The sequence below is a fragment of the Pseudomonas sp. MWU12-2345 genome (assembly GCF_023242385.1).
In the GTDB taxonomy this organism is placed as follows: domain Bacteria; phylum Pseudomonadota; class Gammaproteobacteria; order Pseudomonadales; family Pseudomonadaceae; genus Aquipseudomonas; species Aquipseudomonas gingeri_D.
Genome location: NZ_JALLJA010000024.1, coordinates 50465 through 63005, shown reverse-complemented (window position 1 = coordinate 63005; position 12541 = coordinate 50465). Strand labels below are relative to the sequence as shown.

At 53.9% G+C, this 12541-nt stretch carries 9 protein-coding genes; 5 read left to right on the top strand and 4 right to left on the bottom strand.

Annotated elements, in window-relative coordinates:
• The first annotated feature begins 12 nt into the window (after positions 1-12).
• From M5C71_RS30580 to M5C71_RS30570, 3 genes are all read left to right on the top strand, one after another.
• Positions 13-4419 carry an RHS repeat-associated core domain-containing protein gene (locus M5C71_RS30580; protein ID WP_248769481.1) on the top strand — a complete coding sequence of 1469 codons (4407 nt, stop codon included), beginning with the start codon at positions 13-15 and terminating at the stop codon, positions 4417-4419.
• Between the two features lie 17 nt (positions 4420-4436).
• Positions 4437-5051 (top strand): DUF6707 family protein, encoded by a 615-nt coding sequence (locus M5C71_RS30575; RefSeq protein WP_177100746.1) that lies wholly within the window; start codon positions 4437-4439, stop codon positions 5049-5051.
• A gap of 91 nt (positions 5052-5142) precedes the next feature.
• Entirely contained in the window at positions 5143-5616 is a 474-nt protein-coding gene (locus tag M5C71_RS30570) for an SMI1/KNR4 family protein (protein WP_248769480.1), read from the top strand.
• A 139-nt stretch (positions 5617-5755) separates the two neighbouring features.
• On the opposite strand, the gene M5C71_RS30565 is transcribed toward M5C71_RS30570, so the two are convergent.
• Positions 5756-6217, bottom strand: a complete 462-nt coding sequence (locus tag M5C71_RS30565; RefSeq protein WP_248769479.1) for a type II toxin-antitoxin system antitoxin SocA domain-containing protein — start codon at positions 6215-6217, stop codon at positions 5756-5758.
• Positions 6218-6819: 602 nt separating this feature from the next.
• On the opposite strand from M5C71_RS30565, the gene M5C71_RS30560 reads away from it, so the two are divergent.
• Positions 6820-7236 carry a hypothetical protein gene (locus M5C71_RS30560; protein ID WP_248769478.1) on the top strand — a complete coding sequence of 139 codons (417 nt, stop codon included), beginning with the start codon at positions 6820-6822 and terminating at the stop codon, positions 7234-7236.
• A gap of 178 nt (positions 7237-7414) precedes the next feature.
• On the opposite strand, the gene M5C71_RS30555 is transcribed toward M5C71_RS30560, so the two are convergent.
• From M5C71_RS30555 to M5C71_RS30545, 3 genes are all read right to left on the bottom strand, one after another.
• Positions 7415-9934, bottom strand: a complete 2520-nt coding sequence (locus M5C71_RS30555; protein ID WP_248769477.1) for a S8 family peptidase — start codon at positions 9932-9934, stop codon at positions 7415-7417.
• 45 nt (positions 9935-9979) lie between these two features.
• On the bottom strand, positions 9980-11005 hold the full coding sequence (locus M5C71_RS30550; RefSeq protein WP_248769476.1) for an ATP-binding protein: 1026 nt from the start codon (positions 11003-11005) through the stop codon (positions 9980-9982).
• A gap of 272 nt (positions 11006-11277) precedes the next feature.
• Positions 11278-11733: a transcriptional regulator gene (locus tag M5C71_RS30545; RefSeq protein WP_349294023.1), complete on the bottom strand. Its 456-nt coding sequence runs from the start codon at positions 11731-11733 to the stop codon at positions 11278-11280.
• A gap of 225 nt (positions 11734-11958) precedes the next feature.
• Between M5C71_RS30545 and M5C71_RS30540 the strand changes: the two genes are divergently transcribed.
• Entirely contained in the window at positions 11959-12297 is a 339-nt protein-coding gene (locus tag M5C71_RS30540) for a hypothetical protein (protein WP_247263079.1), read from the top strand.
• The last annotated feature ends 244 nt before the right edge of the window (positions 12298-12541 follow it).

The following is a 12541-nucleotide window of genomic DNA, read 5'->3' as shown; positions in this document are numbered from 1 at the left end:
CGGAAGCCGTGCATGTCTGACGCACTGTGGGCCGCCCGGCTGGGCGATGGACTGTCCCATACCTCGATGATGGCCGATATTCTCGGCGGTGTGCTGGAGGTCGCAGCCAATGTGGCAATCACCGCACTGGCGACGGCAGCGGTGGTTGCCGCGACCGGGATCACCGTTGCGACCGGCGGGCTGGGCGCCTGTGTCCTCGGCGCGGTGGTCGGGGTCATTGTCGGCGTGGCGATGAGCAAGACCGGCGCCGACAAGGGCCTGAGCAAGATGTGCGAGGACATCGGCAACGGCCTCTTTCCGCCCACGGTGCAGGCGACGATTCTCAGCGGCTCCACCGACACCCTGATCAACTCGATTCCAGCCGCCCGCGCCGCCGGTGCGGTGCCGTCCCATGTGGCTCCGGCGGGCACGCCCGAGAGCGAAGACGCCGCTCCCGCCGAGAGTGACAAGGCCGAGGAACCGGGCTTCCTCGATATGGCCAAGGGCTTTTTCTCGCAGATGTGGCGGCCCACGGTGGCGACACCGGCACCCGGTGCGGTGCCCAAACCGCTGGACCTGGTGACCTGCATGAAGCATCCGCCGATGCCGCCGCAGTTTCTTGCCGAAGGTTCGGAAAAGGTCAGCATCAACGGGCAACCCGCCGTGCGCAGTGGCGATCGCAGCACCTGCGATGCCACCGTGGTTTCGGCTGGGCTGATCTCGCCCAATGTCACCATTGGCGGCGGTTCGGTGGTGGTGCGCGAGATTCGCAGCGGCAAGACACCCGGCGTGGGATTGGCGATTACCGCATTGATGATGCTCAAGGGCAGCAAAGGCAAGTTCCTCAGCAATCTGCCGTGCATGTTGCTGGCCGGGGTCAATTCCTTCGTTACCAGCCAGGCCATCGGTGCGCTGACCAATGCCATCGCCGGTTCGCCGAACCCGGTACATGCCGCGACGGGTGCCAAGGTGTTGGGCGGCGAGGACGAGCTGGACTTTGTTCTGCCCGGCATCCTGCCCATCGACTGGCAGCGTTTCTACAACAGTCGTGATGAACGTCGCGACACATTGCTCGGTACAGGCTGGAGCCTGCCCTATGAAGTCGGCGTGCGTATCGAGGTGCATCCCGAAGGCGGCGAGCGGCTGATCTATACCGATGAACAGGCGCGACGTATCGATATGGGCTCGATTCCGTTGGGCGGCGCGGTGTTCAGTCCGGGGGACGGCCTGGCGGTGCGGCGCAACGGCAATGGACAACTGCTGATCGAAAGCGATGACGGTTTGTATCGCCTGTTCGAACCGACCCTGGCCGATCCTTCGACCTTGCGCCTGAGCCAGTTGGGTGACCGCAACGACAACCGGATCTATCTCGACTACGACGAATCAGGACGGCTGGTTCGGCTGCGTGACACCTTCGACCTTGTGCGGGTGGAACTGATCTACAGCGCCCAGTGGCCTCGGCGTGTCAGCCAGGTCGAACGAATCTTCACTGATCAACAGCGTGAGGTGTTGGTCAGCTACGACTACGACAGCAGCGGCGACCTGGCCGAAGTGCGTGGCTCTACAGGCCAAGTGCAACGGCGCTTTGCCTACGATCACGAGCGGCGGATGGTCGAGCACCAATTGCCCAGCGGGCTGCGCTGTTTCTACCAGTGGGCGCAGGTCGAGAACCTTGAGTGGCGAGTGATTCGACACTGGACCGATGACGGCGACGAGTATCTATTCGACTACGACCTGAGTAACGGCATCACCCGTGTCACCGATGGCTTGAAGCGTGTGAGCATCCGTCGCTGGAACCCGCAGCACCAGATCACCGAATACAGCGACAACCTCGGCCATACCTGGCACTTCGAGTGGAACGACGAGCGCCAGTTGCTCGGCGCCACCGATCCCCAGGGCGGGCGGCATCAGTTCAGCTACGACGAAGCGGGCAATCTCAGCGCCAGCGTCGATCCGTTGGGGCGCAGCGAGTCGACCTTGTGGCTGGAACACTGGTCGCTGCCGCTGGTGGAGACCGACGCGGCGGGCAACAGCTGGCAATACCGCTACGACCCGCGCGGCAACTGCACCCACGAGACCGATCCACTGGGGCAAGTCACCCAATACCGTTTCGATGCCCAGGGTCAGGTGGTCGAGATCATCGACGCCACGGGTAAAAGCAAAACCTTGCAGTGGAACGACCTGGGGCAGTTGATTCGCCATGTCGACTGCTCGGGTTCGCCGACCACCTTCAGCTACGACCGGCGCGGTCATCTGCAGGTGGTCACCGATGCCCTCGGTGAACGCGTGACCTATCAGCACGATGCCCAGGGTCGTCTGTTGCAGAGCCAGTTGCCGGACGGTCGCGTCGAACAGTACCTGCGCGACGGCAGCGGCCAACTTACCGGTTATGTCAATCCGGCTGGGCACAGCACGGGTTATCAATACGACCGTCGCGGCCAGGTACGCCAACGCATCGATGCCCATGGCCGGCAGGTGCAGTTCGGCTATGACGCCTATGGGCGTTTACAGGCGCTGACCAATGAGAATGGCGAGAGCTATCGCTTTGCCTGGGATGCCGGCGACCGTCTCACCGAACAACGCGATCTCGACGGCAGCGCCCGCTGTTATGCCTATGACATGCTGGATAACGCGATCCGCGTGGAATACGTTCCGGCACCGTTTGGAAATGGGCTAGCGCTGGTACCGACGCAGCCGGTGGCCCCCATCGTCCACCAGTTGGAACGTGATGCGGTGGGTCGGCTGATCGCCAAGGTCACCGATGATGGGCGTACCGAGTACGCCTACAACCCGCAGGACCAACTCACCGCCATCACCTTTACCGACAACGACGGTAATGAACAAAAGCTCGGCTTTGCCTATGACGCCCTGGGCCAGTTGCTGGAAGAACAGGGCGCGGCGGGTAGCTTGCGGCATCACTACGATGAGCTGGGCAATCTGATCCAGACGCAGCTGCCGGATGGGCGTTGGCTCAACCGGCTGTATTACGGCAGCGGGCATCTGCACCAGATCAATCTGGACGGCCGGGTTATCAGCGATTTCGAGCGTGATCGCCTGCACCGCGAGGTGTTGCGCACCCAGGGCCAGCTCAGCACCCGCAGCGAATACGACCGTGTTGGACGCCTGCGCTCACGCTTGCGCCGCCCTTCCAGCCAGCCATCAGCATTGCCGGCGCCAGCGCAGAAGCATTTCGACTACGACCCCAGCGATAATCTGATCGGCCGCCTCGACCGCCAGCCACGGGGCGACCAACGCCAGTTGCTGCATTACGACGCGACGGGTCGGATCATCGCCAGCCAGGACAGCGTGCAGGGCCAAAGCGAAACCTTCGCCTACGACGCCGCCGCCAACCTGCTGGACGGCCCGTCCGCCAGTGCCGGGCTGGTGGTGCACAACAAGCTGCTGACCTATCAGGACAAGCGTTATCGCTACGACGCCTTCGGCCGGATGATCGAGAAGCGTAGCGGCAGTCAGCGAGTGCAACGCTTTGCCTATGACGCCGAACATCGGTTGATCGAGGTGCGCAACCAGGACGGTGCGCGGGAAACCGTTGTGCGCATGACCTACGATCCGCTGGGGCGGCGTATCGGCAAGACCGAGCACGACAACAACGGCTATCCGCTGGGCGAAACGCACTTTACCTGGGATGGCCTGCGCTTGTTGCAGGAACATCGCAATAGCCAGACCAGCCTGTATCTGTATGCCGATAACGGTTATGAACCGCTGGCCCGGGTCGATGGCAGCGGGGAATTGCAGAAGGTCCGCTATTACCACAACGACCTCAATGGCCTACCCGAGCAACTGACCGAAGCGGATGGAGCCACGGTGTGGCAGGCGCGGTATCGGGTCTGGGGCAACACCCTTGAAGAAATACGTGAGCCGTATTACATCGAGGACCAGAACCTGCGATTCCAGGGTCAGTACCTGGACCGGGAGACCGGGCTGCACTACAACACGTTCAGGTTTTATGATCCGGATGTGGGGCGGTTTACGACGCCGGATCCGATTGGGTTGGCTGGCGGGATCAATCTTTATCAGTACGCGCCCAACCCACTGACGTGGCTGGATCCGCTGGGCTTCAAGGGATGCAGCGTCAAAGCCGGAGACGGCAAAACTCACGACATCGTCCTTGAGCTGACCAAAAAGCAATACAGACAAACATTTGGCCATATCCAGAGTGTTATCAAGTCACGAGGTAAGGACATATTCACTATCAACAGGAAAAGCGCCGATCAGAACAGGAAGACTTCTCTGTCAGGGTTCCCCGCACGTAAAGGAAAGGACAGGGACGAGTTCCCCATGGCCATGCTCAAGGAAGGTGGTGCAGGCGCGAGTGTCAGGTACATCAACCCGAGTGATAACCGGGGGGCTGGGTCCTCCATTGCCCATGCACTCAGCCCTTACCCAGACGGCACCAAAGTAAAATTTATCGTTAAATAATTTTCGGGAGATTCCCTATGAAACTGACCGACGTTCTCGAGATTCTTTCCCAAGGCGACAGCCCCGTGGCGACGTACCTCGAGAAAATTCCTTCAAAATTCACCAAAAGCAGCAAATTGCGTCTGGAAGCGTTCTCCAAGCTGGCTTACGTTTTGTACGTCACCAAGGAGAAAGAGCAGGCAAAATTTATCGTCGACCGACTTGCCGAAGTCCCTTTTGAAAATAACTATGATTATTGGGAATGGGTTGAAAGTGCTTTAGTCCTCAAGGGATTACTGGCCAAGGAAAGTAACGAGACTTCTGCTTACGACAGCGCGCTGGCAAGCGTATTAGAAGCAATGAACAGCGGCAGCGAACTGCAAGTCAAGGTTAAGCTCAGCGTGCATAACCGCTTTTTGGAAGGCGAAACACTGGACGATGAGAAGATACGATTCTACGCGGATAAAGGTGATGCCATTGCAGAGTGCAATGAACGAATCATATTGCTGATAACACTGCTCAAGTTAAAATTTTTTGATACCGAGGCCTCCTATCCTGTTGAAAAAATAGAGCACGAAATCACAGAACAAACAGACCGGATAAACAGCCTCATTTCGACAGTCGGACTGTTCAAAATCACGCCATTCAAGTGAGTTTTCGCTCTTCTGCGCCAACGATCCAAAGCGTTGGCCAATAAGATATCTAAATCCAAACGTTGGAGCGCCCCATGAGCGGAGATTAACGATGATCGAAAACACATTCTCGAACGATGAGGCGGCCATTAGCCCGGCAGATCTCGACAATCTGGAGTCTGTAATCGGGAAGAAGCTGCCTGCCCCCTTTCGAGACCACTATCTCAGGTACAACGGCGGTGTTCCGGAGCGGACCTATTGGCTCGGTGAAACCTTTGACGAGCCCTTGGAGGTTGCTGCCTTCAAGCCCCTTGCCAATACATCCGCCACCCTGCTCTCCACTTATCAATCCATGCTGAAGAAGCAGGTTATTCCCGCGCATCTGCTTCCTTTTGCGAACGACTGGGGTGGCAACTTCTTTTGCCTGAATCTTGACTCAGGAGCGATCAGCTACTTCATGACCGATAGCTTTGATAGTGATCTTAACCCCGACGAAAATCAGGCCAGCGCTGAAAAGCAGGTCTGCTCAAATTTTACTCGTTTCATTCAAAGGCTGATCCACGAAGAAGATCTAGACGAAGAATAGGCCACTACATCAACTAACATTCAGCACGCCAATGTCCTGCCAAAGGGCGCCCCTCATTTCTACGTTCCTCAAGAAACGCCTTTTTCCAAATTTCTACTCCATCACTCACTGTATTTTGGGCAACCTGCTAGCCATAAATTTACGCCGCATACTTCGTTCTGAAAAATTCGCAAATTTCAGATTTTGGCATAATGACCTCGCAGCGCTCCTCCGGACTCAAACTACCTCGAGCTTTAACCCATGGCGCATCTTTGTGAGTCATGTCCTCAAGTGTTTTTGCAGGCAGGTCAGCGTAAGCCTCAAAAACCTGAATCACTATGTCTTCGGCCTCAGCGCAAACGGCTGGGATTTTTTCATCTTCGGGAACTGGCAGTGGGTTCCACCCATACTTCTTAAACTCCTGAAACACCTCAGGAACAACCGGTCCATGAGCCCAAGCCTGAATCTGCTCAGGGAAAAGCTCTTTACCAATCAGCGTCTGAGTCCAGGCTTCCGCATAATAAAGTAGCTTCTGAACTTTTAAATGAGTAATGAGATCGCCCGATTCAGCACACTTCGCTATAAACCAATTTGCTATATCCAGAGCTTTGTGAAACGCCATAATCACTCCTCCTATTCACCGCTGCATATTCTCACCCACCACATAACCCGTCAATCCATCGATCTTCATGCAAAGTCTTTCTATTTTCTGCTCTACATCCTCAGCACACTTATCCTACGAACCATGGTGCCATTTCCTCAATAAAGCCAAATGACCACAGCGCCTCCGCGGGACAGGCGGTGGCTCGCCCTGCGAATCGTATAACACTTCATTTTTTGAATAAAATAAGCAGAAATTACAGTGCGGCTTTATTAATCCGACACTCAGCTCACGCCTCCAACCACCAACAAAAGAAATATCCCGCCAAAAAATCTCGTATTTCCTACGCACTTCAGACGTGGGAGAATATTGTGTGCGCCCGCAGTGAGGGCTAGAGTTTGGTCGTCGCTGCAAATTCAGCGATACGGGTTTCGCAGCCCGCTAGTGAATAGGCGCACAGCGCCGCGAAAGCGGTATTTTTGTACTCGCGTTATGGCGAGCTGTGCGCAGGAGGCCTAGCCCTGCCGGTTCCTATTCACCGGTCTGCGAACCTGCGTGCAGTTCGCCACCCTTGTGTCGCAGCGAGAGTGGATGAATCCCTTATCTTGAATAGGAGAGTCTCCATGACTAGTAAGAAGATCACCCCCGATCCGCCGGCCGCTCGCAAAATCCCCAGTACCACAGATAAAGAGACATACCTGCGTAGAATACCGAATGGTCCTTTAGACAAGGGCATATCATCCTCTACAGACACACCTCGACTGCTCGACACCCTCGCTTTCACATCCACCAAACCCGTCATCCCTGAAGATCCCTGCAAGCCCACGCTGTTTGCCATCCAACCAGGCATCAATGCCCAGGATGCACTGACCTACGTGTCACGACTGCTCGAAACGGCTGAACTCAACGGCGACGAAATCAGCCTGCATACCAACCCCGTCGAGCGGGCGCTGTTCTGGGGTATGCTGCATTCGGTGGAAGTAGCCCGGGCGGTGGTGGATGCATTGCTGGAGGGATCGCGCTCAATTCATCCAGATTAACCCTCGCCGAACAGACTTATCTAATACCAGCTACGTCGCTGGCTGGCAGAGCCGACGACGAGCCGTATACTCGAAGTAAAATTCATATCAGCAGCTACCTCCGATAGTTGCTGATATCACTCGGGAAAGCAGGACTTATGCTTACAACAAGGAGCGAGTACTGCGCACTAAACTAGTATTAAACGTTTGAGCTAACTTCAATAGAAACATCAGTTTCAACACGCAACGATATTATGCTCGCGATTTCTGTGTACAGCTGAACATCCTCTCCGGCTGAAGAAATTGACACAATCAAGCTATAACGAGCCGTAGATCGAAACCTCTTCAGATGCTCACGATAACGCCACCACCCCGATACCGGGTAAATTGCAATTTTGTCTCTAGCGGCTAGATCAATTGCCGGCCCCACCCAGACATCACTATGTACCGATCCTGCAGCGACACTCTGTGAACCAAACGTCCAATTATCATCCGCTTCGGCAGGTGGCGGTTTCTCGCCCTGACGTTCGAGCTTATTTAGCCGATGCCTGAAGGTAATGTCCGTGTCTGATTTTCGCTTGAGCGCAAAGCGCAGGCCATAAGACTGGTATCTTGCGGGTATCACTTGTGCCATTTCGCCTGGACTTGGTTCAACAAAGTAAGAAAGCGTTATTTTTAGCTGAACCTCCTGGTTTTCCAAGCGCTCCAGCTCGCTTTTAGGCCAAGGCAAGTCGTAGTACTGGACCTCATTGAAACATGGCCCCTTGACTTCCTTTCCATATTCATTCAGCGCTTTTTTGAATGGCTGGATGTGTGCTTCTGAGATTAGAGCCAAATCATTTTGTGCAGAAGCAAGTGCCCGCTGTAGCTGCGGAACACCGTAACCAAAATGACGAGCGAGCGCGATACGTTCTTTCTTTGTCTTACCTTTAAGGCGACCTAGCATTGCAGGAGTCCACTGCGCACTGTGTATCATCAACCCCCTTATTGTTTCTGGCCAGAAGTTCGGAAATTTAGCCATGATCGCGGCTGCCAAACCTGCTGCTTGGGCTGTTGCTGAGCTAGTGGCCCAAAACTCTTCGAATGGATTTTTTATAAAATCACGAGATGTTGTCAGACTGGACAAGGCAGACAGCCCCGAAATTACCTGACGACCATCAGGGCTGAGTGCCTTGTTGCCAGCCTCAAAAACGATTTCTGGCTTCATCGGGCTACGTGAGTGCTCCCAATCTATGGACGGTCGGCTATAGGGACTGTGATCACCGACTTGGGCAAGAGCACTCCACCCCTCGTACCCAGGAGCATCGTGCAAATCGGTCTTGTCGGTAAATCCGCCGACGGCCAAAGCGTTCCATGCCTGCCCTGGATCTTCTATGGGGAACTCACCCAGCTCTGACTCATCCAGTGGTAAATCTGAGTCCGGGATATTGCCTGCTGAAAGAATGAATAGTCTTCTTGGGCCAGGAAGCCCCTTATCGTTGAAGTCTCCCAGCATTGAACCTGAACAAATCTGGTCAATTGCAGAGCTCCAGGTCGTAGGACGTTCGCCGGACACATCGTCATTGGACACAGCCATACAGAACACTCGATTACGCATCGGTGCGTTGGTTTCCGCCAGGCTCACAGCAGCTTGAGTGATAACACCATAGCTTGAGGGGTCGTTTCTATTCATGCCTGGAGGAGGAAGAAATTTTACTGACTCCAGTCTCGCAGCCAGCTCTACGGTTCTCTGGTCCGCCAGAACAAAGGCAAGGTCCCCAAAAAGGGCAGTCCCAGCCATATTGGTACCGTGCCCATCATGATCATCCGTGCCCCAGGCCGAGTTAATTGCGTGGCAATCTTCGTCAGAGATGGCGATGTTAAGGAATGGATGAGCATGGTTCACGCCGTTATCCAGTATGCATACGGCTGGACAGCCCAATGCCGGGGGAGTTATTCGGGAGACCAAATCTAAAACCCAGCCCGTTTTTTCGCTTGCCGTCAAACGAGTAAAAAAATAAGGGTTGTCAGTGGCTTTTCGTAGTTCTTCTATACCGTCCGAGTTCCCTACTAATATCGTGATTTCAAATGTACTGGCGTAAATCATTAAAACTTCAGTATCAGGAAATATCAGACTTTTTTCATTAACTCGCAACTTAAGTCTATGCGCAATCCGACGGACCCGCTCAGCTCTCGAGCGAATACACCAGCATTCCCACCATAAGTTTGTCGTCATACCTCGAGGGAATGCACGCGAATCTGTCCAGAGTGTTTCTACGTCACCCAAGCTGAAATTTTCTACAGGAGAGAATTTTTTCTCATTTTTTGACTTTCCTGACGCCGATTTCTGCTCGGCATACTCCTGTAATTTTGTATTCAGAAACTCAATGGAGTCCTGAGGAACATAAAGTGCTCCGATTACCTCCCCGTTCTCAGCTGCCCTTAGTGCCGACAAACGAATATTTTTCGTCTTCCAGTTCAAATCTGGTACAGACGTATCTACAGCAAGAGTAACTTCAAAATAAAGGGCTTCTGCTGTCTCACTAATATCCGTATCAAAATATCTGTTCTGACCCGCTGCAGATTGAAATGCCAGATTAAATTTTTCGCGCAAACGACTGCCATGCGTTGCATCCCTCCCGGAAGACACCCCACTCAAGTCTTTTTGGGGGCGCTGATAGGGGTGCTCACTTCGAAAGCCTTCGAAGCGTAGATGGGGCAGGCTGTACGTTGAAGTCATATGGAATTATCCTTAAATCCTGTGGCTCCTGCCTGACTCGAATAACTAGGCTGGAGTTAACCCCGACATAGCATTTCTCAGCGCATGACGCTCTTTCAGTGCAGAAACTATTGTTTCGACTGATGCCTGTTTTACGCTCCCAAGAATCATTTCCTTAACAACCTCGCTGGCAGCTCGGCTTAGTTCTGCTTGGCTAAGACCACTCCCAGCCTCGATAACTTTTACCCACGAAGATCTTTTAGGAATATAAGCATGCAAGTATCTATTAAGGACTGCTTTAATACCATCGGCATCCGGTAAGGAATACTCAAGGATGTCATCGAATCTGCGAAACAGTGCTCGATCCAATAGTTCCGGATGATTCGTCGTTGCTACAACTAAGCTATCAGTGCTATTCGACTCTTCCAAAAACTGAAGAAAAGAGTTAAGGACTCTCCGCATTTCCCCTACATCATTGTCAGCATTCCGTCGTCCGCCGATCGCGTCAAACTCGTCGAACAAGTAGATAGCACGAACAGAAGCAATCTGGTCAAAAATCAGTCGAAGCTTGGAGGCCGTCTCACCCATAAAGCGAGTTATAACTGCTTCAAGTCGAATAGTGAAAAGTGGTAGCTGCAGCTCGCCAGCAAGTACCGATGCGGTTAAGGTTTTACCTGACCCAGGTGGCCCAACAAGCAATAAACGCGAACTTGGAAACAGGCCATGACTGCGTAGCTTGTCACGTTGCCTTTGCTGATGGATTAGACGATTTAGCCTATCCCGCTTGGGCTCGTTCAGGATTAAATCCTGGATTTGAGTTTTCGGGTACGTCACAGAAAGGAGGTTTTCAAGATCTCCTCGTGGCTTAGAAATTGGAATAGCTACTTGGCCGCTTACCCGGGAAGTAACGCCTTTGAGAGGCGTTCTTACCTTGCGAGCAGTGTCTACGAGCATTTTGAGTTCGTTGGCAACCTCTAAACGCCCCCGACGTGCTTCCGCCGCCGCCACTTGAAGTGCGATAGATAGGAATTGCTCCTCGTCGCCTTGATTGTGACTGCTTAACAGAGCAATGATTTGTCGGGCCGTAGCCATTGGAGCGTCTTCCCTGTCTGATCTGTGGGCTGTAGCTTCGATTCCGCTAGTCTAGTCGATTGGGTATGTGAGGCCTACACACGATCGTCAGAAAGCTTCTGCACACGGCCAGCAGCGGCCGCGTAACCACGGTCTCAGCAGCCGGCGATTGCTCAAAATCGCGGAGCTCAATGATGACGAAATCAGTCTGCATACCAACCCCATTATGCTGCATTCGGCTTGAAGTGGCTCGTGCAGTGGTGAATGCCCTGCTGGAGGCTTCATTCTCGGACTCATCCCGCATTACCCGCATAGGGTTCCCGGGCTGTCCGCAAAGCCTCATCGGCCGGCATAAAAAACTCAACCGGGCCCCTGAAAATTTCGGACAACCTTTTTAGCTGCATACCTGTCATTTTTCTTTTATCGTTTAAAATTTCGGACACCACACTTTGAGTCGTAATAGCAGAGAGATCTTTTTGCTTAACCCCCCTCTCATCCATCAGAAATGCCAACGCTTGCGACTGAGAAGAATAAGGAATAAAAACTGTTTCGGCCTCATATTCATACACACGATCAGCCACCAACTCGGCAAAGCGTGCAGCCGCATGGCCCTCACTGTTCGCATGTGAGTAAAGCTCATCAATTAACGCCATTCGATCTTTAAGATCTCTGTCATCTTTGATCTTTTCATGGCATGCAGACAACAACCGAGCCGAGGTCACTACTTGATCGTTCTGTTTTTCAAACATGGGGGAAATATCCTTTATGAGAATCAAATACTTTTCAAAATCCAAGCCATCATCCTAAGTGATCTACACCCCATGCGGCCCCAACGGAAAAACAATGAAACGCTCTGGTGCAGAGTGCTACCACCAGACCAGTCGTCGCTCACCCGCCCCTTCAAAAGCACCATCCCCAGCGTGGTCTATCCTTGAGTCGTCACTAGAGCCGGACCTCGACACAGGAGACAGCGAATGGATGCACGAGAAAGAGCGTTGATGCGGGCCAGCGTGGCCTTGGGGTTGCTGATCAGCACCCTGAAGAAGCACGATCTGGAAGCCCCCCTTTCCCTGGACGATCCACATTTCAAGGAGCTGATCACTCACCTGCGGGACAACTTGCTGGAGGCGCAGGCGGACGAGAGCGTTTCCAGTGTCATGGTCTCGATCAACAAGGCCTTCACCGATGGCGTGCGGCTCAATGCCCGCAGCGTGGGTAGCTTGTTGACGGCGCTGAAGAAGGTCGATGGGCTGCTCATCGAGGCCGGCGAGAGGCACGCTCCGTTGCAGCTGCTTCAGGTGAACGCGGGCTGAAATAAATACAGGCCCCCCTGTAGCGGCCGGCTTGCTGGCGATGGCGGTCGGACAGACGATGCAAGGCTTGCTGGCCTCTTCGCGGGCAAGCCCTGCTCCTACAAGGGGCGCGATGTTCTTGGAGGCGTGCGCCCGCTATTTGCTCGACAACTGTGATCCACCCCCGCAATCGCAGTAGGAATAATTTCCCACCAACATCAGATCATTCATACTCCGCACCGCTCTTGACCTGATGATGGACCAC

Excerpts from the sequence above, each read along its gene's own strand:
- M5C71_RS30580 (WP_248769481.1), top strand. The coding sequence starts at position 13 with ATGTCTGACGCACTGTGGGCCGCCCGGCTGGGCGATGGACTGTCCCAT.
- M5C71_RS30575 (WP_177100746.1), top strand. The coding sequence starts at position 4,437 with ATGAAACTGACCGACGTTCTCGAGATTCTTTCCCAAGGCGACAGCCCC.
- M5C71_RS30570 (WP_248769480.1), top strand. The coding sequence starts at position 5,143 with ATGATCGAAAACACATTCTCGAACGATGAGGCGGCCATTAGCCCGGCA.
- M5C71_RS30565 (WP_248769479.1), bottom strand. The coding sequence starts at position 6,217 with ATGGCGTTTCACAAAGCTCTGGATATAGCAAATTGGTTTATAGCGAAG.
- M5C71_RS30560 (WP_248769478.1), top strand. The coding sequence starts at position 6,820 with ATGACTAGTAAGAAGATCACCCCCGATCCGCCGGCCGCTCGCAAAATC.
- M5C71_RS30555 (WP_248769477.1), bottom strand. The coding sequence starts at position 9,934 with ATGACTTCAACGTACAGCCTGCCCCATCTACGCTTCGAAGGCTTTCGA.
- M5C71_RS30550 (WP_248769476.1), bottom strand. The coding sequence starts at position 11,005 with ATGGCTACGGCCCGACAAATCATTGCTCTGTTAAGCAGTCACAATCAA.
- M5C71_RS30545 (WP_349294023.1), bottom strand. The coding sequence starts at position 11,733 with ATGTTTGAAAAACAGAACGATCAAGTAGTGACCTCGGCTCGGTTGTTG.
- M5C71_RS30540 (WP_247263079.1), top strand. The coding sequence starts at position 11,959 with ATGGATGCACGAGAAAGAGCGTTGATGCGGGCCAGCGTGGCCTTGGGG.